At 72.3% G+C, this 26,534-nt stretch carries 15 protein-coding genes and 1 tRNA gene; 5 read left to right on the forward strand and 11 right to left on the reverse strand.

Going from position 1 to position 26,534, the window contains the following annotated elements; translation table 11 throughout:
• Positions 1–33: 33 nt before the first annotated feature.
• Both O7625_RS25995 and O7625_RS26000 read right to left on the reverse strand, forming a co-directional pair.
• Positions 34–162, reverse strand: a tRNA-OTHER gene (locus O7625_RS25995).
• A 148-nt stretch (positions 163–310) separates the two neighbouring features.
• On the reverse strand, positions 311–1,759 hold the full coding sequence (locus O7625_RS26000) for an alpha/beta fold hydrolase (protein WP_282342355.1): 1,449 nt from the start codon (positions 1,757–1,759) through the stop codon (positions 311–313).
• Between the two features lie 238 nt (positions 1,760–1,997).
• On the opposite strand from O7625_RS26000, the gene O7625_RS26005 reads away from it, so the two are divergent.
• Positions 1,998–2,549 carry a GNAT family N-acetyltransferase gene (locus tag O7625_RS26005; RefSeq protein ID WP_282342356.1) on the forward strand — a complete coding sequence of 184 codons (552 nt, stop codon included), beginning with the start codon at positions 1,998–2,000 and terminating at the stop codon, positions 2,547–2,549.
• Positions 2,550–2,640: 91 nt separating this feature from the next.
• A complete protein-coding gene (locus O7625_RS26010; RefSeq protein ID WP_282342357.1) occupies positions 2,641–2,937 on the forward strand; it encodes a hypothetical protein in 297 nt (98 codons plus the stop codon).
• Between the two features lie 72 nt (positions 2,938–3,009).
• Here O7625_RS26010 and O7625_RS26015 read toward each other — a convergent pair whose 3' ends face one another.
• The gene (locus tag O7625_RS26015; protein WP_282342358.1) at positions 3,010–3,528 is read right to left on the reverse strand and encodes a MarR family winged helix-turn-helix transcriptional regulator; all 519 of its coding nucleotides are present in this window, start codon (positions 3,526–3,528) and stop codon (positions 3,010–3,012) included.
• A gap of 89 nt (positions 3,529–3,617) precedes the next feature.
• Between O7625_RS26015 and O7625_RS26020 the strand changes: the two genes are divergently transcribed.
• On the forward strand, positions 3,618–4,583 hold the full coding sequence (locus O7625_RS26020) for an NmrA/HSCARG family protein (RefSeq protein ID WP_282342359.1): 966 nt from the start codon (positions 3,618–3,620) through the stop codon (positions 4,581–4,583).
• A gap of 157 nt (positions 4,584–4,740) precedes the next feature.
• Positions 4,741–7,788 (forward strand): tetratricopeptide repeat protein, encoded by a 3,048-nt coding sequence (locus O7625_RS26025; RefSeq protein ID WP_282342360.1) that lies wholly within the window; start codon positions 4,741–4,743, stop codon positions 7,786–7,788.
• A 118-nt stretch (positions 7,789–7,906) separates the two neighbouring features.
• Here the strand turns inward: O7625_RS26025 and O7625_RS26030 are convergent, their stop codons facing one another.
• Together O7625_RS26030 and O7625_RS26035 are read right to left on the reverse strand one after the other, a co-directional pair.
• Positions 7,907–8,308 (reverse strand): VOC family protein, encoded by a 402-nt coding sequence (locus tag O7625_RS26030; RefSeq protein ID WP_282342361.1) that lies wholly within the window; start codon positions 8,306–8,308, stop codon positions 7,907–7,909.
• Positions 8,305–9,078 carry an ArsR family transcriptional regulator gene (locus O7625_RS26035; protein WP_282342362.1) on the reverse strand — a complete coding sequence of 258 codons (774 nt, stop codon included), beginning with the start codon at positions 9,076–9,078 and terminating at the stop codon, positions 8,305–8,307. Before O7625_RS26035 ends, O7625_RS26030 begins: the two co-directional genes overlap by 4 nt.
• Before the next feature lie 121 nt (positions 9,079–9,199).
• Here O7625_RS26035 and O7625_RS26040 point away from each other — a divergent pair, with 121 nt between their 5' ends.
• On the forward strand, positions 9,200–10,459 hold the full coding sequence (locus tag O7625_RS26040; RefSeq protein ID WP_282342363.1) for an APC family permease: 1,260 nt from the start codon (positions 9,200–9,202) through the stop codon (positions 10,457–10,459).
• Between the two features lie 28 nt (positions 10,460–10,487).
• On the opposite strand, the gene O7625_RS26045 is transcribed toward O7625_RS26040, so the two are convergent.
• The 6 genes from O7625_RS26045 to O7625_RS26070 all read right to left on the reverse strand — a co-directional run bounded on the left by O7625_RS26045 (position 10,488) and on the right by O7625_RS26070 (position 26,527).
• Positions 10,488–14,171, reverse strand: a complete 3,684-nt coding sequence (locus tag O7625_RS26045) for a hypothetical protein (protein WP_282342365.1) — start codon at positions 14,169–14,171, stop codon at positions 10,488–10,490.
• A gap of 5 nt (positions 14,172–14,176) precedes the next feature.
• On the reverse strand, positions 14,177–17,035 hold the full coding sequence (locus O7625_RS26050) for a hypothetical protein (RefSeq protein WP_282342366.1): 2,859 nt from the start codon (positions 17,033–17,035) through the stop codon (positions 14,177–14,179).
• 40 nt (positions 17,036–17,075) lie between these two features.
• The gene (locus O7625_RS26055; RefSeq protein ID WP_282342367.1) at positions 17,076–21,665 is read right to left on the reverse strand and encodes a DUF6603 domain-containing protein; all 4,590 of its coding nucleotides are present in this window, start codon (positions 21,663–21,665) and stop codon (positions 17,076–17,078) included.
• A 43-nt stretch (positions 21,666–21,708) separates the two neighbouring features.
• Positions 21,709–23,379: a hypothetical protein gene (locus O7625_RS26060; RefSeq protein WP_282342369.1), complete on the reverse strand. Its 1,671-nt coding sequence runs from the start codon at positions 23,377–23,379 to the stop codon at positions 21,709–21,711.
• 203 nt (positions 23,380–23,582) lie between these two features.
• The gene (locus O7625_RS26065) at positions 23,583–24,209 is read right to left on the reverse strand and encodes a hypothetical protein (RefSeq protein ID WP_282342371.1); all 627 of its coding nucleotides are present in this window, start codon (positions 24,207–24,209) and stop codon (positions 23,583–23,585) included.
• A 170-nt stretch (positions 24,210–24,379) separates the two neighbouring features.
• On the reverse strand, positions 24,380–26,527 hold the full coding sequence (locus O7625_RS26070) for a glycoside hydrolase domain-containing protein (RefSeq protein WP_282342373.1): 2,148 nt from the start codon (positions 26,525–26,527) through the stop codon (positions 24,380–24,382).
• Positions 26,528–26,534: the final 7 nt, after the last annotated feature.

Here is a 26,534-nt window from a genome sequence, read left to right on the forward strand (position 1 = left end):
TCCGGCAGCGGGCAGCCCGCGGCCACGGCACAGTGGGTCGCCGGGGACTCGAACCCCGAACCCTCCGATCCAACAGGGAGAAGGAAGCCCACCCATGGCCGCGGAAGCGGATAGCGGACGTGCTACTCAGTCGGATGCTCTAGCCAGTTGAGCTAGCGACCCCGGTGTCGATCATCCACCAGCCGGGGCGGCACGGCTACCGGGATTCGCGGTCACCGCCGGTCGTCGCCCGGCCAGGGACGTGTCCCGGCCGGACGACGACCGTCGTGCCCGCGAACCCGTCGATCTGGCGGAACCGCGCCGCACCGCGCTAGCAGGCGGTGTCCCGCTCCGGCAGGTGCCCGTGCACCAGGTACACGGTGACCGCGCCGGTCAGGCAGGCGTTGGCCTGGCCGCCGAGCAGCGGCACGTGGGTCCGCTCGTCCACGGTGACCAGCTTGGAGCCGGCGATGGCCCGGGTGGTCGCGACCGAGTTGGCCGGCGGCACCGAGGCGTCGCGCAGTGCGGCGACGACGAGCGCCGCCGGCGCCCGGTTACCGGCCAGCGGCGGCGTGTTGTCCCGGCTGACCGGCCAGAAGGCACAGGGGTTGAGGTTGGCGATCGAGGGGCCGAAGACGGGGTAGCGGGTGCCGAGGCGGGCCAGGTCGTGGCGGTAGGTCGCCAGGTCGCGCGGCCAGGCGTTGTCGCCACAGCGGAAGGCCATGTTGACAGCGGTGTGGTTGTCCGCCGGCACGCCCGGGGTGCCGGGCAGGGGGGCCGGGCGCGGGTCCAGGGGGATCGGCGGCGGGGTGTGGGCGAGGATGGCGGCCAGGTCGGTCGCCACCACCGGCCACAGCTGCTCGAAGTACGTCGCGATGACCGTCAGGGAGCCGAGTTCACCGGCGGTCCAGGCGTGGTCCCCGGCCACGATCGGCTCGACCGCCGCCCCGGCGAGAGCCCGGCTCAGGGTTTCCGCGACCTCGGTCGGCGTGGCACCGAGCCCGAACGCCGCGCTGTTGTCGGCGAGGTAGCCGGTGAAGGCGGCGTAGTTCGCCTCGAAGGCCGGCAGCCGGTCCAGTTCGTAGGGACGCCAGGCGAGGTCGTAGTCGACCGGACTGTCCAGCACGAACCGGTCCACCCGGTGCGGGAAGAGGGTGCCGTACGCGACGCCGAGCATCGCCGCGTACGAGCCGCCGAGGAAGGACAGTTTCCGCTCGCCGAGGCGCGCCCGGATGGTGTCCATGTCGCGGGCGGCCTGTGCGGTCGTGGCGAACGGCAACGCCCAACCGGCGTGCCGGGCGCAGGCGCGGGCGTACTCGCGGGCCTCGGCGGCGGTGTCCCGCAGGGGCTGGTACGTCGCCGTACGCACCCAGTAGCCGCCCGGCTCCTCCTCCGGCTGACCACAGGTGATCGGGGTGCTGCGTTCGACGAAACGCATGTCGAACCCGACGACGTCGTACCGGGCGAGCACCGCGGGATCGACGACGGCGGCGACGTTCAGCGGCTCGGGGACACCGGCCCCGCCCGGCCCGCCACCCGTGGTGACCAGCACACCGCGGCGGAGCGCCGGGTCGGTCGCGGGGAGCCGGGAGATCATGATGTCGATCGTCGGACCGGCCGGCCGTGCGTGGTCGAGCGGCACCTGGACGGTGGCGCAGCGCAGGCGGGTGTCCGCGACGCCCGGGCAGGCCCGCCAGGTGAGGGTCGCGCCGCTGGCCGGCTCGGCCGGGGCGACGACCATGGTGAGACACCCGACCAGGACAGCCACCACCGCACGCATCCACGCCCCCGGAGCATCGACTCACATCCATCTGCTTCCCACACGCTAGGGCGCTCGCCCCCACGATGCAACGCGGCCCCCGCTGTCCGCGCAGCGCCCCGGGCGGCCGTCCGGAACACGCAGCGCCCCGCGCGGCCGGGGGTCCACGGTTGGTCGCCCCACGCCACAGCGGGGGTACGAGCCGCGCCCGGTCGAAATGAGGTGCTCGACGATCCCGACGCCTGCCAGGCTGCGCGGCATGGATGTTCGTCTCGAGCCCTGGTCGGAATCCGCGCTCGACCTCCTGCGCCGGATCAACACCCCGCAGATGCGTCGGCACGTCGGCGGCCCCGAGCCGGAGGACCGGCTACTGGCCCGGCACCGCCGGTACCTCGCCCTGCCGGCGACCGGCCGCGGCTGCATGTTCGCCGTCCTGCGGGGTGACGAGATGGTCGGCAGCATCGCCTATCACCAGCGCGACTGGCACGGCGAGCAGATCTACGAGACCGGCTGGAACGTCCTGCCGCCCCACCAGGGCCGTGGCATCGCCAGCGCAGCCGGTGCCGCGCTGATCACCGTCGTCCGCGGGCTCCCCCGGCACGGCGACGCACCCCGTAGCCTGCACGCGTTTCCCGCGGTGGAGAACGTCCCGTCCAACGCACTCTGCCGACGCCTCGGTTTCACCCTCGTCGGTCCGTGCGATTTCGCGTACCCGCCGGGCAGCGGCTTCCTGCTGCGCAGCAACGACTGGCGCATCGACCTCACCGGCCACGACCGGCCCGCCGTCGCGCCACCGCGCGACCACCGGTGAGCGCCGCCGCGCAACCACCGGTGAGCGCCGCCGCGACCCTGCTCCGCCCCGCCGGATGGCGATCACATCGAGTGCCACCTATCCTGGTGCGATGGCAACGCGAAGGGTGACCGTGGCACTACTGACCGCATCGGCCGTCCTGCTCGGCGCGGCACCCGCGGCAGGTGCCGCCGGGGCCGGCGGGTCCACCGTCGAGACCAGGCAGTTCAGTGGAGAGGGCTCCAGCAGCATGGGGCTGGCCTACTACTACGCCTACCACCAGGCCCTGACCAAAGCGGCCGACGCCGGGTTCGGCGACTGCGTGCTGATCGACAGCTACGAATGGCCTGGCGGGTTCGACGTCTGGGTGCTGCTGGAGTGCACCCGCCAACCGGCCACCGACCGGTGAGCGCCGGGTGATCGGCCCGGCACCGGCGACCGGGTAGCCGGTCCGCCCGCCACCGACCCGGGAGGCGCGGGATCACGGCGGCGAGACGTCGCCGTCGAGCGCGCCCCCGTGCTCGCGCAGCGAGCAGGTGGCACCGTGATGGTCTTCGAGGTTGTCCAGGATCGTCCGGGCGATCGCCGTGAGACCGTCCAGGCCGGCCGGACCGAGGGGCTCGACGAACAGGGCGTGCACGGTGGCCGCGTGCTGCGGTGCCGCCGTGGCGATGGCTGCGAGCCCCTCCTCGGTCAGCACCACGTCGGGATAGCGTGCCGTCGCGGAGGGCACCCGGTCGATCAGCCCACGCCCGCCCGTCCGAGAGAGCTGATGGGACAGCCGGCTCGGCTCCCAGCCGGTGGTCGCGGCCAGGGCGGCGACCGGGAGGCGGTGCCCGGGGGCCTCGGACAACCGGGCGAGCAACTCGAACTCCGGCACCGACATGCCACTCTCCCGCTGGAGATGCTGCCGAAGATGGCCGTCGAGTTCGCGGACCATCGCCAGGTAGGCCCGCCAGGCCTTCTGCTGGTCGTCGTCGAGCCAGTTCCGCTCCCCCATGACGGTTGATCCTAGCACGTTGCTTGACGTATCAAGCTGGGCGATCTACGGTCTGCTTGACACATCAAGCTAATGCGGGAGGCTTACCGATGAGCAGTAGCCGAGTGATCACCGTGCTCGGGGCGACCGGCCGGCAGGGTGGCAGCGTCGTCCGGGCGATCGCCGCGGATCCGGACGGCGGATTCGTCGCCCGCGCCGTGGCCCGGGACAAGGACAGCGCGAGGGCGAAGGAGCTCAGCGCCCTGGGCGTAGAGGTCGTCGAGGCTGACCTCGACGACCGGGCCAGCCTCCGGCGGGCCTTCGACGGCGCCCACGGTGCGTTCGTGGTGACGAACTTCTGGGAGCCACTGGGCGCCCGGTCCCTCGCGACGACCCGCACCGAGCGCGAACAGGCACAGGCCCGCAATGCCGCCGAGGCAGCCGCAGCATCCGGGCTGCGGCATGTCATCTGGTCCACGCTCGATGACACGCGGCGGTACCTGCCGGACGCGGCACGGCTGGAGGGTGGTTACCCGGTGCCGCACGCCGACGGCAAGGCCGACGCGGACGCCTTCTTCCGGGACGCCGGGGTGCCCACGACGTTCGTCAACGCGCCGATGTACTTCGACATGCTGTTGACGGTGACCCCGCCGCGGCGTGCCGAGAACGGCGCCGTCGTGTTGGCCCTGCCCATCGGATCGGCCCGGGTGGTCAGCGGAAAAGTCGAGAACGTCGGCCTCGTCGCGTACGGCGTCTTCAGGAAGGGTGACGCGATGATCGGCCGGACCGTGCCGATCGCCTCTCAACTGGTCACCGGGGAGCAGTTCGCCGACGGCATCGCCGCGGCGCTCGGCGAGCCCGTGCAGTACGTGCCGCTCGAACCCGCCGCGCTTCTCACGTCCGGTATGCCGGACGCCGCAGAACTGGCCAACATGTTCCAGTTCTTCATCAACGCGGAGAAGGACCTGACCGCCGGCGTCGACTTCGACCGGCTGCGTCGGCTCGGCGCCGACCTCCAGCCGTTCGCCGACTGGGCGGTCGCCCACCGTGACCAATTCCGGGCTCTGGTCCGGTAGTACTCCGTCACCGTCCGGCGGTCGACGGCGGACGGCTGGGCTGATCGCGGGCCATCGGGTGGATGGCAGCGGACCCGGCGGCGGATGGGCCGCCTTTGCGGTGGTGCGGTTCAATGGGCTGTCGGCTTCGGTGATCCGGTCGTGGCGGGGTGTGACGGTGAGGTTTCGGGGTCAGCCGTGGTCGCGGTGGTTGGTGGCCCTGTCGTCCGTCCTGGTGCTGGTCCTGGTGGCGGTCGTGACCACCGGGGTGGCGCTGGCGGTCAACGCGGCGAGCAGCGACGTGCGGCGGTGGCCGTGGGGCCTGCACGTGATCCAGGACCATCCGTTCCCCTCGGTGCTGGTCCTGACGATCGTCCTCGCGGCGCTGAGCATGATGGTGGTGGCGGTGCAGCGCCAGCGGGACGCGCGGGACACCGGCGCTCCCGTCGTGGCCCCGTCCACCGTGGATGGCGGGCCGGCCGCGACCGAGGCCGGCCCACCCAGGGGCACCGGAATGGTGGACGCGCCGCTGGGAGAGCTACCGGCCGTCGTCAGGGGTCGCGACGGGGTGGTCAGCGATCTCCTGGCACCGCCCGCCGCCTACCCGCCGCAGGTCCGGATCCTGGTCGGGATGGGAGGTCGCGGGAAGACCACCGTGGCACTGGCGGCGGCGCGCGAGGCCCAGGCGTCCGGCTGGCGGGTGTGGTGGGTGTCGGCGGTGGACGCGGCGACGCTGGTGGCCGGCATGTCGGCCGTGGCGCGCGAGGCGGGCGCGTCGGTCGAGGAGGTCACCAGCGCCGACTCGGACCTGGCGTTGGCCGGGGTGGTGTGGGGTCGACTGAACCGGGTGTCCGGCCCCTGGTTGCTGGTCATCGACAACGCCGACGCTCCGGAGCTGTTGGCACCGGGCGGCACGAGTGTGGCGGGCGGTAGCGGTTGGCTCAGGTCAGCCGGCTCCGGGGTCGTCCTGGTGACCACCCGGGTCGCCGATCGGACGGTGTGGGGGCGGCGGGCCGGGTGGTTCCCGCTGGGCGGGCTGGACCAGCGGGCGGCGGCGTTGATGCTGCTCGACCGGATGGGCCGGGCGGACGAGCCGGAGCTGATCGAGGCGGCGACGGCGGTGGCGGACCGGTTGGACCGGCTGCCGTTGGCGGTGCACCTGGCCGGCTCGTATCTGGGCTCCGGGATGGCCGCCGTGGGGCTGGAGGGCTACCTACGCTTGTTGACCGACCGGTCGTTGAGCGTGGTGGACGAGGGTGCGCCGGGGTGGGGGGAACAGGATCCGCGTCGACTCATCATGTCCACGTGGGAGATCTCCCTGGACGCCCTGCAGCGGCAGGGGCGGACCCGGGCGCGCACCCTGCTGCGCGTGTTGTCGTTCCTGGGGCCCGGCTCGGTGGTGCCGGTGTCGATGCTGGACCCCGCCGTACTGTCGACGGCGGCGCTGCTCCCCGACGGGGACGAGGGTCGCGCGGAGATGGCGGCCGGGTTGGCGGGCCTGCGGGCGGTCGGCCTCGTCGACGGGACGCCCACCGGGCTGGCCGGTTCGGGTGACGGGCTGACGGTGCACCCACTGGTGGCCGAGGTCTGCCGGTGGCGGGCCATGCGGGAGGGGCAGCGGTCGTCCCTGACGACGGCGGCAGCCGGCCTGGTGGTGGCCGCCAGAGCGCGGTTGGATCTGACTGATCCTGCCCACTGGGACGAATGGCAGGTGCTCGCCCCGCACGCGAGAGCGGCGCTCGACGCGATCACCGAGATGAGCGAAGACCTGGGTGCCCAGGTGGTCGATGTCAACAATGGTGTGACGCACCACTACGCCGTCCAGGGGTCGTACCCGGCAGCCATCGACCATGGCGAAGCTGTCGTCAGCGCCGCCGCCGCACGACTGGGTGACGAGCACCCGAAAACGCTGACGTCACGGAACAACCTCGCCTACGTCTATCAGGCAGCCGGCCGACTGGCGGAAGCGATCCCGCTGTACGAGGCCACCCTCACCGTGCAGGAACGGGTACAGGGCGACGAGCACCTGGACACCCTGATGTCACGGAACAACCTGGCCTACGCCTACTGGGCGGCGGGACGACTGACCGAGGCGATCCCGCTGTACGAAGCCACCCTCACCGCACGAGAGCGGATCCTGGGCCACGAACACCCGGACACCCTGATGTCACGGAACAACCTGGCCACCGCCTACGACACGGCGGGACGACTGACCGAGGCGATCCCGCTGTACGAGGCCACCCTCACCGCGTACGAGCGGGTACTGGGCGAGGAGCACCCGAACACGCTGACGTCACGGAACAACCTCGCCTACGCCTACCAGTCGGCCGGCCGACCGACTGAAGCGATCCCGCTGTACGAGGCCACCCTCACCGCACGGGAACGGATCCTGGGCCACGAACACCCGGACACCCTGATATCACGAAACAACCTTGCCCACGCCTACCAGTCGGCCGGCCGACCGACTGAAGCGATCCCGCTGTACGAGGCCACCCTCACCGCACGAGAGCGGGTGCTGGGCCACGAACACCCGGACACCCTGATATCACGAAACAACCTCGCCTACGCCTACCAGGCAGCCGACCGACTGACTGAAGCCATGCCGCTCTACGAGGCCACCCTCACCGCACGGGAACGGATCCTGGGCCACGAACACCCGGACACCCTGATATCACGAAACAACCTCGCCACCGCCTACCAGGCGGCCGCACGACTGACTGAGGCGATCCCGCTGTACGAGGCCACCCTCACCGCACGAGAGCGGGTGCTGGGCCACGAACACCCGGACACCCTGATATCACGAAACAACCTCGCCTACGCCTACCAGGCAGCCGACCGACTGACTGAAGCCATGCCGCTCTACGAGGCCACCCTCACCGCACGGGAACGGATCCTGGGCCACGAACACCCGGACACCCTGATATCACGAAACAACCTCGCCACCGCCTACCAGGCGGCCGCACGACTGACTGAGGCGATCCCGCTGTACGAGGCCACTCTCAGCGCGTACGAGCGGGTGCTGGGTGACGAACACCCGCGCACACTGATCTCACGAAACAACCTCGCCTACGCCTATCAGGCAGCCGGACGACTGGCGGAAGCGATCCCGCTGTACGAGGCCACCCTCAGCGCGTACGAGCGGGTGCTGGGTGACGAACACCCGAGCACACTGATCTCACGGAGCAACCTCGCTGCGGCTCACCGGCTTCGGGACGACAGCGAGTAGCCGCTGCGGGAGGCCGATCACCGCCGAAGGCCGCGCACAGGGCGGTGGTGCAGTGGCGGACGGAGCCGGAGTCCGCGCCGGGGAACGTCGACCTCGCGGGGTACGGGCGCGACGGGGTTCAGGTGGTGGCAGAGGCGGCGTCGCGAGCGGGTTGGAACAGTTCGATGAGGTTGCCGGCGGGGTCGGCGAGCAGGATCTGTCTGCCGCCGGGTCCGGAGACCGGTTCGCTGCAGAACGCCAGGCCGGCGGCCCGGAGTCGGTCGATCTCGGTGTCGAGGTCGTCGACGACGAGGTGGACGCGGTTGCGGCCGGGGCTGGTGGCGTCGTGCGGGGTGGCGCGGGCGCCGGAGCTGGCCGGTCCGGACAGCAGCAGTCGTAGCGGGCCGCGGACGACGTCGGCGAAGGCGGGAGCGGCGCTGGTCCTGAGGTGGAAACCGAGGTGGGTGGTGTAGAAGTCGACGGTGGCTTGGACATCGTCGACGAGGTAGCGGACGCTCGCGTACTGCTCGGGTGTGGTCACGGCCTGGTCTCCTGAGGTTCGGTGGCGAGGACGGGCAGCAGATGCCGCACGCGGGTGTCGATGTCGGCGGCGATCCGCAGGAAGGCGGGGTAGTCCTCGCGGGTGCCGGTCGTGGCGGGGTCGGGGATGCTCCAGTGCAGCCGGCCGGCCGGGCTGCCGAGGTCGGGGCAGACTTCCCGGGCCTTGTCGCAGAGGGTGATGACGTAGTCGAAGCGGCGGCCGGTCAGCGTGTCCAGGTGGCGCGGGCGCTGGTCGGTGACGTCGACGCCGAAGCGGTCGTGCAGCACCCGCACGGCATAGGGGTGCAGTTGCGGTCGGGGGCGGCTTCCCGCGCTGGTGACCTGGACGTGGCCGACGGTGTGGCGGCGCAGGTGGGCTTCGGCGATGGGAGAACGGGCGCTGTTGCCCGTGCAGACGAACAGCACGGTGCGCCGCGGCCGCGGGTGGAGCGGCGCTGCCGGTGTGGTGCCGTCCAGCCGCAGCGCCGGGTGCAGAGCGAGGCCGGTGCCCGCCAACGCGTGGATGCAGCTGTCGAGGTCCAGGTGGTAGTAGCTGTCGCGGCCGTCGAAGCTGCTGCGGGTGGAGGTGACCAGGCCACCGTCGCGCAGCAGCCGCAGATGGTACGAGACCAGGTTCTGCGGCTGGCCCAGGAGGCTGACCAGTTCACGGACCCGTAGGTCGCTGCGGGCGAGTGCGGTCAGTAGTTGCCAGCGCAGCGGGTGTGCGGCCAGCCGGACGAACGGCGGCGCGGTGTGACTCGGTGGCCCCATGACCAGGAAGATACATCAAACCAGATTAGATCAAGCCCACTTGATGGATTTACCTCCCACTGCCGTATCGTCAGGCAGTATCGGCAGGCGTAACGCTGCCGGGCTCATCAGGAGGCGGATCGTGAGCGCGACATCCACAGCGGCGCAGGGCCGGTTGGCGAGGCGGCTGGGGGTGTTCGACGCCGTGATCATCGGCCTCGGGTCGATGATCGGTGCGGGCATCTTCGCGGCCCTGGCGCCCGCCGCCGCGGCTGCCGGTTCGGGGCTGCTGCTGGGCATGGCCGTGGCGGCGGTGGTGGCCTACTGCAACGCCACGTCCTCGGCGCGGCTGGCCGCCCGGTATCCGACGTCCGGCGGCACCTACGTCTACGGCCGGGAGCGGCTGGGCGCGTTCTGGGGCTACCTGGCCGGCTGGGGATTCGTGGTCGGCAAGACCGCCTCCTGCGCGGCGATGGCACTCACCGTCGGGATGTACGCCTGGCCGCAGCAGGCACACGCCGTCGCGGTGGCCGCGGTGGTGGCGCTGACCGCGGTCAACTACGTCGGGGTGCAGAAGTCGGCGTGGCTGACCCGGGCGGTCGTCGCGGTCGTCCTGGCGGTCCTGGCCGGCGTCGTCGTGGCCTGCCTGGGCGCACCGTCCGCCGACCTCGGCCGACTGTCGGCCGGCGGTGACGTCACCGTCTTCGGCGTGCTGCAGGCGGCCGGGTTGCTGTTCTTCGCCTTCGCCGGCTTCGCCAGGATCGCCACCCTCGGTGAGGAGGTCCGAGACCCGGCCCGTACCATCCCCCGGGCGGTGCCCCTGGCCCTGGGTATCACCCTGGTCGTGTACACGCTCGTGGCGGTCGCGGTGCTGGCGGTGCTCGGCGACCGGCTCGCCGGCTTGGCCGCACCACTGGCGGACGCGGTACGCGCCGCCGGCTGGCCCGAACTCGTCCCGGTGGTACGGGTCGGTGCGGCCGTCGCGGCGCTGGGTTCGCTGCTCGCCCTGATCCTCGGGGTGTCGCGCACGACCCTGGCGATGGCCCGGGACCGGCACCTGCCCCACGCTCTGGCTGCCGTGCACCCGCGGTTCCAGGTGCCGCACCGGGCCGAACTGGCCGTCGGTGCGGTGGTCGCCACGGTCGCCGCCACCGCCGACGTGCGTACGGCGATCGGGTTCTCGTCCTTCGCGGTGCTGGTCTACTACGCGATCGCCAACGCCAGCGCCTGGACGTTGCCGGCCACCGAGGGTCGCCCGCCACGGGTCGTTCCGGTCGTCGGCCTGGCCGGCTGCCTGGCGCTGGCCTTCGCCCTGCCGCCGCACTCGGTGCTGGCCGGCGCTGCGGTGCTGGCCGTAGGCGCCGCCGCTTACCGCGTCCGCCACCGGTCGACCCGGCGCTGACCGGACCCGCCGCCGCCTGGTCGAGAGGTCAACGCACAGGTTCCCCGCCCGGCCGTACGCCGCCGTGCAGCCGCAGCCAGCCGCTGCGTACGGTCGGCGGGGTGCCGGGGAAGCGGGCGGCGCCGTCGGCCGGGGCGATGTCGAAGGTGGTGACGCCGGCACCGTCCCGTTCGGCCCAGGACCAGGTGCCGTCGACCTGCGGAGGGCGGGCGAGCACGATCGCGGACCCCGCCGCCGAGGGTTGCAGGTCGGTCAGCAGCGGGCCGAAGCGGACGGTCAGCGCCATCGCCGCCATCGCGTCGGCGACCATGCGTTGCGGCAGGGTCAGGGTCGTCACCGGCAGGATGTCGGTGACCAGGTGGACGGGGAGCCGGGGGTCCATCAGCACGATGAGGTCGGTGCGTGACGCGTCGTCGAACCTGACCGCCGGGAACGAGTCCGGGCCGATCGGCCGGACGTAGTCGGTGATCAGGCCGGCCGGCCGGTAGGCCGCCTGGAAGTGCCCGCCGTCCGGGACGGAAAGGTAGCCGATCAGTCCGTCGCCGCGCAGCGCGGCGTCGCCGACCCGCACGCCGAAGGCGTGGGCCGGCACCGGCGACGGGACCGGGTCGAAGGTGTACGGCCACCGCGGGTCGGTGCGCGGCGGCCGGGCCGACCTGCCGTGCAGCGTGGCACAGACCAGGGCGAGCGGGCGGCCGGCCAGGGCCGCCAGATAGGTCTCGTCGCCGCCGCCGGGCGGGTCGATGGTCCACAGCGTGGCGTCGACGGTGCGCAGCAGGTCGGCGAAGGCCGCCGGGCCGGCGACGGTCAGCCCGCGCAGGAACCCGGCCAGCACCGGGAAGTCCCCGGTCAGCAGGTCGAGGGTGGGGCAGGCCGAGCCCGGGGTGGGCAGCCACGAGATCTGCGGCCCGGTCAGGCCGGCCGTCTCGGTCAGCTCCCCCAGGGCGGTGCCGTCCGGGGCGTAGCAGGCGAGGGCCTCGTCGAGCGGGCTGGGCACGATCCAGGCGCACACCACGTCGGCGGCGGCCGGGGCGTCCCCGCCCGGTCGGCTCGGTCGGCCCGGTCCGCCAGGTGCGAAGCCGACGTCGAGCCGCGCCGGCTCCAGCAGCCGCGGCGGCAGCTGGATGAAGGTCGCCACCCCGGTGTCGATCGGCTGCTGTGGCACCAGCCCCTTCGCGATGGTCGGGGTGAGCGCGTCGGCGCGACCGATGTCGTACACGTCGATGCTCTGCCCGAACCTGTCGACCACCCTGACCTGCGTGAAGGCGAACTGGCCGGCGCGCAGGGCCTGGAACCCGCCGGGCTCGGGCGGGCCGTAGGTCACCGGCCCGTCAACCATCGGCATCGCGACACCGCCGCCACCGACCAGCTCGGCGATGCTCAGGCCGGTCGCCGGGTCGACGTCGGCGGCGTCCGGGGTACGCAGGCTCGCCGGATCACGCAGCGCCAACTGCTCGTTGAAGCCGCTCAGGGCCTGGGACAGCAGGTCCCACGCGTCGACGGAGGCGGCGAAGGACGACAGTGCGGTCCGCGTGGGCTCCGGCAGCGTGGTCAGGTAGGTGTCCAGGCGGGCTTTGAAGGTGGCCGAGGGCTGCGGCGTCAGCAGACTGCGGCCGCTGATGCTGAACGGGTGCCCGGGAAGCTGCCCGGGTCGCGGTCCGGGGTACGTCCCGGTGGTGCGCCAGCTCGCGTCGTACGAGGTCCCGTCGAAGGTCCACAGGGTGTCCAGCGGCAGTGGGTAGTAGGTCGTCTGCCATTCCAGGAACAGCGGCGCCCAGGGCTGCGTCCAGCGCTGCGGCAGGATCGCCGGCAGTGTCCCGGTCACCCCGGAGCCGGCCGCCATGAACTGCTCGGCGGTGGTGGTCAGCTCGGCCGTCGCCCACGGCAGCCCCACCCGCTCGGCGGCGATGGCGGCGACCTCGGCGGCGTGGGCCGGGTCGAGGAGGTACGCCTCCGTCTGAAGGGCGACGAACACCGCTGCCACCGGAACCCCGCCGTGCTGGTCGGTGAGGGGCACGATCCCCGGCGCGTCCGCGACGTCGCCCGCGTGCACCGGGATCCGCACTCCGGGCGGCGGGGTCGGGCCGGGCACCGAGCCGTCCGGCAGCCGGCCGTCCGGTCCGACCAGCCCGGCCAGCGGCAGGGTCAGCGCGGTGACCAACTGATCGGCGAAGCGGCACGGCAGCAGCCCGTCCGCGCCGGTGCCGAGGTTCTCGTCGAACGTGCCCGCCCGCACACCCGCGATCACCACCACCGGGTCGGCCGCGCTGCGGAACGACGGCAGGTCGGCGCGCTTGAGCACGGTGCGCGGGGGCAGTGGGTGCCGCGCGGTGTAGGCGTCCGTCGCGGCCGCCAGCTCCTGCTGCGAGCTGCCCCACGGCACGTCCGCCTGGGCCCGTTCGACCTCCCGGCGCAGCGCCGCGACGCGGCCGGCCAGGCTCTCCGGCCGGCCCGGGTCGAGCTCCGCGGCGAACCGGTCGTCGGTCAGGCCCTCGGGACGGTAGTCCAGGGCGTTGCACCGGCCGCGCTTCCACCACAGCTCGTACAGCTCGCGTTGCAGTGCGGCCAGCCGGCGGGCGGCGAGATCGTGGCGGGCCTGCGCCCGGTTCAGCTCGGCGAGCCAGTCCGGGTCGGCGATGCCCGGCTCGGCCGGCGGCCCGTCACCGTCGGGCTGCGCCGCGACCACCTGCCACACCGATCCGCCGGGGCGCGCCGTGAACCAGGCGTCGTGGATGCGGGTGGCGAGCAGCGCCGGGCCGTCCGGATCGTCGAGGGTGTGCAGCAGGTCGTACTGGAAGGCTTCGAGCAGGTCCGGGTCGAGTCCGGCGTCGGGCTGCCGGGCGGCCCGGTCGCGGATGAGCGCCGACACGGCGTCGACGGAGGTGTTGCCGACGGCCATCGCGGCCGGGGCCGGGCGCGGCGCGGTGAACGTCCGCGAGTAGGCCAGGGCGCGGATCGCGCCGTGGCAGACGGTCCTGTCGGCGACGCGTCCGGCCGGGTCCGGGCCGGCGGACCAGCCCAGCTCGGCCAGCCGGGCGGCGAGGCCGGCGGGCTGGCAGGCCGGGGCCAGTACGTCCGACGCGGGGTCGGCGTACCAGCCGACGACCACATAGGACAGTGTGGAACCGTCCTCGACGTCGTCCGCCGGGTCGTGCAGCGAGAACACCCCGACGGCGTGCGGCTGATAGGCGGCGAACGTGATGTTGCCGGGTGCGACCGCGGTCAGGAACGGCGCCGGACGCTCGGCCGGCTCGCGCCAGCCGGCCAGCGGCAGCACCCGGCCGATCCGGGTCGGCGTCGGCGTCCGGGCCGTCGGGTCGAGGTACGGCGAGGCTCCGTCCGGACCGAGGTGGTCGCTCTCGACGACCCACCCCCGGCTCCGGACCCGGTCGCCGGGCGCCCGATCCCCCTGCGTCGCGCTGCGGACGACCAGCCAGCGGTTCGGCGCCAGCGGATACGCCGTCGTGCCCTCCGCCGCGTCGTGGTGCCCGGAGCGCATCGCGGCGGGCAGGACCCACTGCAGGTGTACGCCGTCGCTGTCGGCGTCACCGGCCCAGTCCAGCCGGGGCTCGGCGAACGCGTCGGGTTCGGGCGAGCCGAAGCCGGGCAGCCGGGTGTAGTCCATCCGCCACCGCCGGAAGCCCTGAGCGCGCACACCCGGGTTGACCTGGAGGGCTTGGAGCTGGATCGGGACCAGCAGGGTAGTGTCCACCGGGCTCACGTCTCTCTCGGCACTGGGGCGGTGTGGTGGAAGGTGAGCTGATGCGCCGACGCGAGGAGTTCGGTGGCGAACAGAGCGGAACCCATCGGTACCGCGGTGCCGGGTAGCAACTCCCCCAGCCGCGCCTGCAGGGCGTCAGCGAGGTCCCGCACCCGCAGGACCGACGGATCACCCGGGCGGGTGAAGGCGGCGTGCAGGCCGGGCTGACCGGCGGCCGGGAACCGGGCGTTCAGCTGGGTGCCGTCGGGCCGGCGCAGCACCAGCCCGCCACCGCCACCGTCGTCGTTGCCACCGTCGTCGCCACCGCCACCGTCGAAGCCGAAGTGCAGGCCGTGCCAGGGTTCGGTCAGCGTCACCGTGTCCGGCACGCTGTCGAAGAGCGCCAGCAGCACGGTGTCGGAGAGCCGGTCCAGCCGCAGCAGCGGCACCGGCCGGCCGCCGGCGCTGGCCTCGACGGCCAGGCCGGGCCAGCCGGCGACCACGGCCGAGCGCAGCAGCAGTCCCGTGCGCTGCTGCGACAGGGGGATGGCGTCGGGGCCGGGGTCGGGACGGTCCGGCCTGCCGGGGATGTCCGGCAGGCCCCCGGAGCCGGGCGGCCCCTGCGGTGTGGGCGGCGGGGGTGGGTTGGGAGGCGTGGGCGGGGTGGCGGGCGTGGGCGGGGTGGCCAGGCCGGCCGCCGTGGAGGCACCGGTCCCGGCGGCCTCGACCCCGCCGGTGGGTACCGCCAGGTCCGGCCGGTTCCGGCGGTCCGCGCGTACCGCACCCACCTTCGCCGCGACGACCTCGACCAGCGGCCGGCTCATCGCCTGGTGCAGCTCCAGGTCGCGGCTGCCTTCGACGCCGATGCTCAGCGCACCGTCGATCAGGGCCGCGATCCAGCCGCTGTCGAGGTAGAAGAACCGTATCGACTCGACCGGCAGCATGCGCTCGTCCGGGATCAGGTGCCGGAACGGGACCTGGTGCAGCAGCGCCAGTTCGGCCAGCCAGCCGGTGGCCGGGTCGGCGGCCGGGCCGCGCGCGTGGTCGGCGAGCAGGTCCTGGACGTCGGTGCGGGAGAGCAGGTACCGCAGCTGCTCGACCGGGTCGAGCCCGTCCCGGCCGGGCCAGCCGGGTCGGCCGGGGACGAAGCCGGTCGGCAGGTCCGGGTCGGACGGTCGCGGCGGGACCGGCGGCTCGGCCTGCTCGACCGGCCCGGCAGGCTCGACCTGCTCGACCTGCTCGACCGAAGACAGGTATGCCGCGTCGACGCCCTCGTCGAAGCCACCACCGCCGAGGTACAGCGCCGACGGTGGTGGCAGCAGACCCGCGATGACCGCTGCGGCGGCGGTGCCCGGCGACACCGCCATCGGGCTCGGCGGCGCGGACGGGCTCGGCGGCGCCGGTGGACTCGGCGGCGCGGGTGGACTCGGCGGCGCGGATGGACTCGGCGGCGCCGGTGGGCCGGTGAATGCCGAGGTCAGCTGGTCGCCCATGCCACCGGCCAGCAGTTCCCCGAACACGTCGCGGCTGCGGACGGCGAGCAGGTCGGCGGCGCTCACCTCCGGACCGGGTGGCGGCGTGGGAGCCGGCGGCACCGGCCGCGCCGGCCTGAGGTTGGCGAACAGCGGCGAGCCCGCCCGGGACTGGAGCTTGGTCACGATCTGGAACGCCGAACGGCGGGCGTTGACCATCGCCACGGCGAAGCCACGGTCGGCCAGCGCCGCGAGCCGGCCGGCCTCGAACGCCACCGCGTAGGAGACGTCGAAGACGCCGTCGGACTGCGCGTAGACGGTCACCTCGGAGGCGGTCGCGTAGTGCGGGGTGCCGTCGGTCGGGCCGGGCAGCGGCTGTGCCGGGTACGGCGTGAACGGCCCCCGGTACCAGGCGAAGGTCCGCTCGCCGGTGGGCAGCCGGTAGTCCAGCGCCGCGAAGCCCTGCCGAAGCCGGGTCAGCGCCGCGGACGGCGGTGCGGACGGCGGCACCGGGATCCGCGGCAGGAGCGCCTCGGGCCCGGCGGACGCGGCGGGGGCCAGACCGGCCAGCAGTCGGCCGATGTCACCGCCGCCGGCCGGGTTCGAGGTGAACGACCACGACGCGAGCACCGCCAGCCGCAGCCGGACGTCCCCACCGTCCGCCGGGGTGCCGCCACCACCCGGCAGGTCGACGGCGAGGCCTTCGAGCGAGACCAGGCAGGCGAGGTGGGTCGAACCGGTGCCGCCGCTGCCGGGTGGCGGGGTGGGCCGGCGGTTGGCGACGACGACGGCGTGCCAGCCGTCCCGGTCCGCCTGTCCGGCGGCGCGGGACGCGGTGTCCGTGCGCCGCACGTGTGCCAGCAGCCGCGCCTCACCGGCGGCCGGTGCGATGGCGTCGAACAGCCGCCGGTGCAGGCTCAGGCTGGTCATCTCCGTCGCGAGGACCTGTGCCGACAGCGTGTCGGCGGCGATGGCCGGCGGACGTTCGTGGGGGTCGGAGGCGTCCAGGAACTGCGCGACGGTCCCCGTGTGCAGCGCCGGGCCGGGCGGCAACTCGTCGGCGCGCAGCACCAGCAGCGCCAGCCAGGGCTCGGCACCGTCGCCCGGGTCGGTGCCGAGGTGCCGTTCCCAGGGCAGGGTGCGCCGGTTGAGGACGATCGAGGGCAGGGTGGCGCCGAAGTCGCCGGAGCTGTTCGCCGGTGGGTACACCTCGCCGACGTCGCCGGCGTCGAGCACGAAGCGCGGGGCGTCGACGGTGAACGTCTGGGTGCGCGGCCCGAAGTACGCTCCGGTGTCCACGCCGTCGACGCTCTGCACGGCGGACAGCTCGTAGGTCCCCGCGTCCAGGCCCGGACAGTACCCGTCGTAGAACTGCACGGAGCCCGGCGGCAGCGGCTCGCTCATCGACGTTCCTCTCTCACGCTGGGTCGCCGTGCCGGCCCGTTCAGGGCGCGGTCCCGGTCAGCATCGGCTCATCGGTGAACAGCGTCCCGGCGTCCGCCGCGAAGGCGTCGACCGGGCCGTCGGCCGATGGCGCGGCGCCGAGGACGCCGAGCGCGGCGAACAGCGCGGCGCGCGCCGCCTTCGCGGCCGGGCCGGCGATCTGCGCCGCGATCGCGCCGACCGCGCCGGCGTGCGTCGCCACCGCGCCGACCGGCTCGGCGGCGGCGGTCAGCGGCAGCGCGTCGTCGGCCGTGATCCGCGCGACGCCGAGGGTGCCGGCCGCGTCGACCGGACCGCCGGTCCACCCCGCGACCGCAGGCGGCGCGGTGAGGGTCAGGCCGGTCAGCCGGTCAGGGACCAACTGCGCGCCGCCGGGGTCGAGTGTCGAACCGTCGCCGACGCCCCACAGCGCCGTGGGAACGTCCGAGGTGACGCCGACGGCGTGCCAGCCGGTCGCGGTCAGGTCGATCTCGCCGGCCGGGCCGCCGGCCGAGCGCCGTAGCGTCACCCGCTGTTGCACCGTCAGGCCGGTGCGGCCCAGGGGCCTGACGTCCACCGGCGGCCCGGACACGGCCGCGGTCTGCGTCGTGGAGCCGAGCAGCACCCGGCTGACCGGCACCGCGTTGCGCAGCGTCACGGCGAAGCCGTCGGCGCGCACCGGCCAGGGCTCCGGCCCGGCTGAGTCAGTCGAGCCAGCCGAGCCGGTCGAGCCAGCCCGGCCGGTCTGGGGCGCGGCCAGTCCGGCCGCCGCGGTGAAGGTCGTACTCGCCGTGGCGGCCGGCAGCAGTTCCTGGAAGCCGGCCCAGTCCAGCCGGGTCACCGCCGGACCGGCGGTGTCAGCCGTCGCGCCGAAGGCCACCGTGAAGGTGACGACCCACAGCCGGACGGTGACCGTCCCGCCGGTCGGCGGACCCCACAGCTCCAGCTCCGCGCCCGCCTCCAGGTGCAGGGTCTTCGCCGTGAACAGCAGGTTCGCCGTGTACTCGATCCCGACGCTGACCCCGATCCGGGTCCGGAACCGGAACGGCGCCCACGCGACCAGCAGATCGGCCTGGGCCGTGAACCAGGCGGTCAGGCTGCCGTCGTGGTAGCGCACGTCCAGCGTCCCGCCGGCCATGATCGCCGACGGGGTCAGCGCGAAGTAGGCGGTGCCGGAGATGCGTACCGCCGCGTCCAGCGACCAGGTGAAGCCGACCCGTGGTACGACCGGGTAGTGCTCCGGCGCGTCGAACGCGGGGTGGTAGCCGCCGATGGTGACCGCGAAGTCGCCGGCGTTGCGGTGCTCACCGAACCAGGCGTAGAACGCGAAGCCGCCGGTGAGGACGCAGGCCGGGTCGAGCAGGTAAGAGTTGCGGGTCAGCACCGCGGACAGCGCCAGGATCCCGTCGCCGGGCCGCAGCACACTACGGAGCTCGAGCTGCAGCTGCGCGTACGGGCGGGCCGCCCCGGTCGACGGAAAGCGGGCCGTGGTGACGCCGAGCAGCAGGACCGTCAGCGCGTTGCCGACCTCGACGGCCAGCAGGGCGGTGGTGTCGAACTGCCGGTACGTGTGGAAGCGCACCCCGGCGGCCAGCCAGGTCTGCCCCGGCGCAGGGCTGAGCCAGGGCTGCGGCCCGCCGGTGAGGGCGGCCAGCGCCTGCGCCGGTGAGCTGTCCGCGTCCTGCGCGCCGAGCCCGGCGACCAGCGGGAAGCCGGCCACCTCGGTGACCGTGGGCAGTCGGATCGTGGAGTTGTAGCCGAAGCCCGCCGCCAGCGCGGTGACCGAGAACGCGGGCGGACCCCCGAACGTTCCGGCGGCCCGCAGGAACAGGAACATCGACGGTTCGCCGTCGACCTCGGTGTACGAGCCGTAGGCCAGCGCGCCCCAGGACGGCATCGAGACCGCGGCGCCGCCGTCGTACCGGAACGTGGCGCCGCCCGTCGGCGGGACGGAGGTGAACCCGCCGAGGATCGCCAGCGGCGCGTTCACGTAGGACAGTGCCAGGCCGCGCACGTCGAACCGCGGCACGAAGCCGGCCACCGGCACCCCGATCGAGGCGCCCTGCAGGGCCAGGGAGAGGCCGTCGGCCTCCAGCGAGCCGTCCAGGACGAACCAGAGGGCCGCGTCGCGGTAGCGGGCGCCGACCCGGGCGATGGTGACCGGCCCGAAGGCCTTCTGCACGGTTAACCATACGGTGCCGTCCGCGTCGGTCGGCGCGGCGGCGACCACGCCACCCTGCCCGGAAGACGGGCCGACGGTGGAACCGACCGGCGTGGTCGCCGGTTCCGTGGGGGTGCCGGGTCCGGCGGCCCGGCCGGCGCCGAGGGCGATCGGGATGCGCTGCGCGCCGAAGCGCAGCACGGCGGAGAAGGCGAGGGCCGCCGCCGTGCCCTGCTCCGGGAACCTCGGATAGCCCTCCCCGATGAGCCCGTTCGCCTCGACCACGGTCTGCGGGAGAATCCGGGCGTCCGACACGATCACCTGGAGCTGCTCGACCGCGCAGGTCTCGGCACCCCCGAGGGCGGCACCGATCAGCGGCAGGTCGGACAGCCCGATCGGATCCCCGACGGACACCGTGGCCAGATACCGCGTCGACCCGTCGGCACCCGGTGCGGCGGGCAGCGCCACGAAGACCGCTGCGCCGTGGGCCGCCGACCGGGCGCCGATCATCAGCTGCCGGGAGGTCGGGTCGTAGGTCAGGTCCGCGGCGGTCAGCGTCAGGTCGAGCCCGGGCGGAAGCTCCGGCACCGGCAGGTCGAGGCCCGCCGCCACGTCGGTGAGGGACAACGGGGGCTGCTGCGGGTCGGCCGTCCAGTGCGCGTCGATGCTCGTGCCGCTCCGGCCGTCGCGCAGGTCGAGTGTCACCGCGCAGGCCATCCGGCCGATCGTCAGGGTCGCGCCGTACCGGGCCGTGAATCCGGCGGTGCCGACCGTGGTCGCCGGGTCCGGTGGTTCCGCCCCGCTCGGCTGGCCCGCCGGCACCGGGTCGAGCGCGACGTCGACGCGCAGTAGCGCCGGGGCGCCGGCCACGGTGAAGGCGCCGGTGCAGGAGAACGTGAAGGCGCCGGTGCCGGTCGTCACACTCGCCGCCACCTCGACGAGGGCGAGGTGGCGCAGCACGTCGGGCACCTCGGTGATGCCGAAGTCGGCGGCGAGGGAGCCGAGGAGGTCGCCGACCGGGAGGATGTCCCCGGCGCCGGTCGACCCGGCGAACCGCCAGCCTTCCGCCGCCCCCTCGTACCCGGCCTCCAACAGCACGTTGATCGACGGCCCGAAGCTCAGCACCGCCTCGACGTACCCGGACAGGCCCGACGACGACTGGTAGGCGACGCCGACCGAGACCCGGCGCAGCGCGACGGGGCCAATCTGCCACACGTCGCTCAGCGTGAGGTCGACCGCGTACCGCCCGGCCCGGGGCCGGGCCAGGAAGAAGGCTTCGCTGACGGTCAGCGCCCGCGGCAGGTCCGCCGAGGGCAGCCCGAGCGAATCGAGCAGCTCGGCCACCCCGACCGGCGTCTGTTCGTACAGCTGCCCCGTTATCTCCAGGTCCGGCAGGCTTGCCGCGACGTCCAACCGCAGCACGCCGAGGGTCAGCAGGCTGACGACCTGCACCGACGGTAGCTGCCCGGTCCCGGCGTCGAACGTCATGGTGACCTTGCGGATCGCCGCGTCCAGCCCGCCGACGCCCAGTCCCGGTCCGTCGCCGCGCAGCGAGGCCAGTTCGACGGCCGCCGCCGCGCCGCGTTGCGCACCACCGAGCCATCCGGCCAGTGCGGCCAGGCCGGGGAAGGCCGTCGTCCCGGACGGCCGCAGCGAAGCGGTCCACCGCCGGCCCGGGGTCACCCCGATGGCGACCTCGACCGGCAGGTCCCCGATCGTGACGAGGCTGCTGAGCATGATCTGGTACTGGGCCGGGCCGACGTCGCCCCGGACGGTGACGTCGTCGAACGCCAGGACCGAGGGTACGACCGTCCACCGGGCGTCGGGCAGGCTCGCGGTGAACACCAGTCGTGGCCGGTGTGCCCGGCCCGGGTAGAAGACCAGGTGCAGCTGCGAGGGCTCGACCGAGGCCGTGCCGACCAGCGTCTCCGGCGGGATCGGCAGGACCGCGGCCCGACCGCTCCCACCGACGCCGAGGGCCAGCAACGTGGACAGCGGTAGCCGTGTCGTCGCGGGCACGCCGAGCCGCCAGGCCGCCACGGTGCCGGCGGCGGACTGCTCCCGGGTCGACACCAGCGTCACCGCGACCGGCCCGTCGAGGTCCAGGACGCCGGATGCCGCGCCGGACGCCGTAGGGCCGGCAGTGCTGCCAGGGGCGGCAGGGCCGGTCGTGCCGGTCAGGGTGACCGAGGCGTGGGTCAGGCGCACCGGGCCGGCGCCCTCCGGGCCGAGACCCTCGATCGGCCAGGACGCCGAGGTGTCGCCGGAGACGGTGAGCACCTGCCCGGACAGGCTGATCCCGTCGTCGCCCGGAACCAGCTCCAGGACGCCGTTCGGCATCGTGCGCAGGAACTCGGCCAGCGGCACGGGCAGTGCGGAGTCGTCCGCGGCGAGGGTGACCGTGCGCCCCATCGACTCCAGGTGCCGGTACAACGCGTCCAGGTCGCTCACGCCGCGCTCCTTCTCCACGCCTCCGCGAGCCGGCGCGGCGTGCTCACCACTGGGTCGTCACCACGGTCGGGCCGGCGGCGGCCATGGCCGTCGGATAGTGCTCCCAGTACGTCGTGGTGTACGTCCGGTGCCCCACCGCCGCGGTGCTACCCGCCTGGTTGATCCGCAGGACGATGTCGCCCCTGTCCCGCCCGAGGGCACCGTTGTTGTCGTTGTTGTCGCCCGAGATACGTGACCAGTTGAGTGCCACGTTCTGTGCGTACGCAGGCCCCGGCACCCGGGCCGGGCCCCGGTCGGCTGCCGGCGACGCCCGGATGCCCACCCGGGGAAAGCGGCAGTTCGTCAGGAAGTAGAACTCGATCGTGGTGTTGGGATCCTCCAGCCGGTCGATCATCGTCTGGAACGGGTGTCCGTACTCGCGGCCACAGGAGATGATCGCGGTCTTCGGTCCCAGAAAGTTCAGGAAGTTGGCGCTGGTGGACGTCTCCGCACCGTGGTGGCTGGCCTTGAAGGCCGTCACCCAGGGCGCTGCCGCCAGCGCCGGCAGCAGGCCGCCGGCACCGTCCGGCAGCGGCTGCCCCGCCACCATCAGCGCCGTCGCCAGCTGATCCTCGCTCTCGAGGGGCAGGTCACCGGCGGTGAAGTAGCGGAAGTCGTTGAACTGCACGACCAGGCCGATGCTCATCCTGTTGTCGAGCTGCCCGGCGTGGATGACCTGCGGCGCCACCCCGACCCCCTGCCACACGCTGGCGATCGCCCCGGAATGCGGTACCGGACCCGAGACCAGGACCGCGTACGGGGCGTTGGCGGGGGCCACCGGGGGTGCGACGCCGTTCCAGAACAGCTCGTCGCCCAGCGTCGGAGCGAACCCGGTCCGCTGCCGGTTCACGCCGGGTATCTGCAGGTGCACCGACGTGCTGCTCACCAGCTCACCCTCGACCGCCTTCGCATACGGGGCGGGCGCGGTGCGCGCATCGCCGATGTCGACGATCCGCGTGTTGCGATAGATTCCGCCCGTCTCGAACCGTCCATCGCTCGGGACCGTCCGTGCCAGTCCCGGGAACACGGCGGCCGCGACCGCTGCCCGCACCTGGGCGACGGTCGGTGGGTTCGCCATGGCGAGCAGGGCCGCCACGGCCGCGCCGGCCGCCAGACCGGCGTCCTTGCGCCAGGCCTTGCTGGTGATCAACGTGACGTGGCCGCCCCAGCCGGCCCCGACCGCCTCCGCCCTGGCCACTCCCCGCTCGGCGGCCTGAACCGGGTTGAGAAGGTTGACGGTCGCCGCGGTGAGGGCGTTCACCGTCGCGTCGATGGAGTTGACGTTCGCCCCCCACGACCCGTACAGCGCGCCGACCGTCGCGCAGGCCGTCTTGGCCGCGGCCTCCTCCTGCGTGAGCGCCGCACCACCGCCGACCAGTGCCCCGACGATCGCTCCCACCGTGTCGCACAGGACGGAAAGGTTGTCGGCGAACAGGAGGCTGGAGATCCCGTGCGAATGGTCCTTGTCGTAGTGGGTGACCAGCAGTACATCCGGACCGGTCCCGGGCGGCAGGGTGGCGACGACATACTGGTGCGTCAAGGCCGCGGCCGCCGACAGCCCGCCGTCGATCAGGATCGACCTGCGCGAGCCGGGTACCGCCGGATCCTCGGCGATGATCAGGCTGGCCTCGCCCACACCGATGTCGATCGTATGGATCTCCAGCTCCCACGGCACGCGGCGTCCCCTTCGGATAGTCGCCCACATCGGACGGTGCACGCCGTCGCGGTCACACTCGGGGCGCCGTAGTGTATCGGCAGCCAGAACGGCGAGAGGGCCGACCCGATTTCTGGATCAGCCCTCTGAACCGCGTCGGGACTGCCGGACAGGAAGTCCCTCCGTTTCGCACGTCGCCGTCCGAGTCCGAACCGTCGCGCCAGTCATGTCGCCGTCTGGTGCACCGGCCGCAACCGACTGCGGACGAAGACGAGCATCGGGACTGCTACCACGAGCGCTGCGACAATCCCGATGGCCATCCAGGGGAGGTGTTTCGCCAGGTTCGCCGGCAACCCCCAGGTGCCGTGCTCGTCCGGGAAGGTCAGTTCCGCAGTCACCGTACGGTGGATCCGACCGCTTTCCATATTGAGGGTGGCCTGCCACGGGCCGTCCGGCAGCTTGCTGCCGAGCAGCACTTCCACGTCTGCGGTGTCACCGGGTACCACCGTGGTGCCGATCTGAACGGGGAACGGCCCGGCGGAGATGCCGTCCGGCCCCTCGGCGAGCTGGAGCTTCCCACTGAGGTCGAGAGCCCGTTCGCCGGTGTTCTTGACCTTCGCTCTGACCACTGGGAGACCGTCCCTGGTGCGCCCGGGGACCAACTCTGCGATGGTGAAGTCCGACCGTGGGTCGCCTCCCGGTCCGACGTCGAGATAGACGCGGATGCCCACCCGGCGGATCTGCTGGAGGTTACCCTCGGCCCCGACCGTCGAAGAGGCAACCTGTGCCCAGATCGCACCGTACCGCTCACCTTTGCTCGCCGATGGCGGGATGGTGATCGTCGCGGTCAACACCGCTGCGTCGTGGGCCTCGACGGTGACCTCCGATCGATCGATGTTTATCCATTCAGGCAGCTCGGCATCACCCGACGACTTTGCCGGAGCCCTGGGGCGAGAGCGAGGACGCAGGTGCCGGCGGCGGCCCCGAGGAGGCTGCGTCTGGTGACCATATGAAACCCAAACTAATCGCTGAGGGCGGATACGCCGGGGTCACTTCCACCACGCCACACATCGTGGTCCAGTCCCCAGTTGGGCTGGAACGTGTACTCCTTGATCTGGTTGAACGACCAGTTCTCTGGTAGTGGATAGCCGAGGTTGCCCGAGAATCCCCAGGACATGCCGGAGACTAACGACCAACTGGCCCCGACCTCACGTGAGATGCGGGTGCACACGTTGCGCGATCCGTAGACGCCAAAGGTGTATCGGTCACCCTGACCGGCGAAGACCGTCTTTACGCCCTCGAAGTACGGCTTTATGTTGCTGTCGATCTCGGAATCCATAGCGTCGTAGTCGACGGCGAAGTAGATGCAGGTACCGGTCGGGATACGGTATTCGATCGCCTTCTGATGGGCGATCCAACCCTGGTCGAACCCCTTCTCGTACGTGAAGTTCCTCAGTTCCTGGCCGTTGTACTGAAAGATCGGGAAGAACCTCAGTCCGGCGTTGAGGATGGTTTGCGGCTCGCCGGGCTTGAGAGCTTTGCCGATGTAGTCGCGGTCAGTGGGCGGGAGGTGCTCGTCGAGGTAACGCCCGACGATCTGGTAACCGGCGGTCTTTAGTGCCGCCCCGCGGGTGGGGGTGATCTCGGTGATGCAGTCGCACCCAGTGGCGGGCCGGTCCGTGTCACCGCTGGAGACGAGCAACTGTGCCCAGGTCGTGTAGTCATTGTGCGCCGTCACGGGGATCTGCGAGAAACGCTGGAACGCCCGTACCCAGTTCAGATGGGTGCTGGTCAGACTGTCGGTGCCGATGTCCTCCGGGCGGTACATCAGCGGCACCTGGGGATCGCCCGGCAACATGGTGGGCGAGTTGAAGTAGCACGCCGAGCGGAACAGGTACCTCAGATCGCCGGTGAGCGTTCCCGATCCCGTGCCCTTCAGGCCGGACTGGGTGCCGGGACCGAAGTATCCATTGATAGAGTCGAGTGGGATACCAATCTCGTGCTGGATCGCCATCATCAAGCCCTGTTGGACGTCTCGCGAGTAGATGCCGTCGCAGGGAACCAAGCCCATCGCGGGGATGCGGACACCGGCGACGTAGCGTGAATTGAGCTGTTTCTGGATGTTCCGGACGTTATTGTCGCCGCCCGGCACTAGCCGGAACTGGTCCATCCGCATCAGGGCCTTGACGATGTGCGGCCACATCGTGCTCACGTCATGGTCGCTGTGCGTCAGCCCGGCGTCGCCATAGAGTCGCTCAAGAGACATCTGTGAGTCCGTACTCCAGTGAGCATAGGCAGTGGAAGCCCAATACCCCTTGCAAAACAGGGCACTGTTGTAGATATGGATGAGGTTGCCGTTCATCTCGAGACTCGGCTGCAGGTTGCGCCGCTTCACAGCGTCGAACGTGCCGGGGCCGAAGTTCTGGACCGTGGGGGAGATTCCGAGCTCGTGCTGCAGCGCCTGGGTGAGGGAGAGCACTGTGGACCATCCGGTCTTCCCTGATTCTGGGCACGGGATGTATCCGGAGGCGTTTTGGTAGGTGGCGTTCACCCACTTCTGGGCTGCGTACACATGGATGTCGCCGAGCCCGGTCCATGGTGCTGCCGGATCGATCGTCGACCCCGGCTCTGCATACATGTGGAGAGGCCCGGGGCAATCGGTCCCATACTCGTGGGAGTGTGGCCAGATCTGAGTGCCGGCCTCCCGGGGCGCTTCCTCACGGAGATGCTGGATCAGCGACCGGTATGCGCGCAGCAGAGGCTCTGTCGCGGTGTGGTTCGCCCGCATGAGGGCGCAGATCGAGTAGTAGCCGGCGTTGCGGCCCAAGTCGCCGATGTATCCGGGGGCGTTAGCCTCACCGCGCTCGTATCCCCGACCCTGGTACACGTTGCCGTGCTGACAGATGAGAAAATTGTAGCCGATGTCCCCTTCGAATTCGTCATCGCTGGTGTGCTTTTCGTACACTTCGGCGATATCCCGGAGGCAATCCTCCTCAGTCGGATAGTCACCTCCAATGGGACGCGCCCCACCGCGGTAGTGAATGAACACCCCGCCGCTCGGATCCCAGTTTAGATTATCGCTAGGTGCGGGTGCTGCGGCGGCATGCCCGCGCTTTTCGAAGAGAACGTAAGGGGCCCAGGTTGCGCGACTGTTGATGACGACGATCATCGTTCCT

Origin of the sequence: Micromonospora sp. WMMD714, from assembly GCF_029581315.1 — a bacterium.
Taxonomy (GTDB): Bacteria; Actinomycetota; Actinomycetes; order Mycobacteriales; family Micromonosporaceae; genus Micromonospora; species Micromonospora rifamycinica.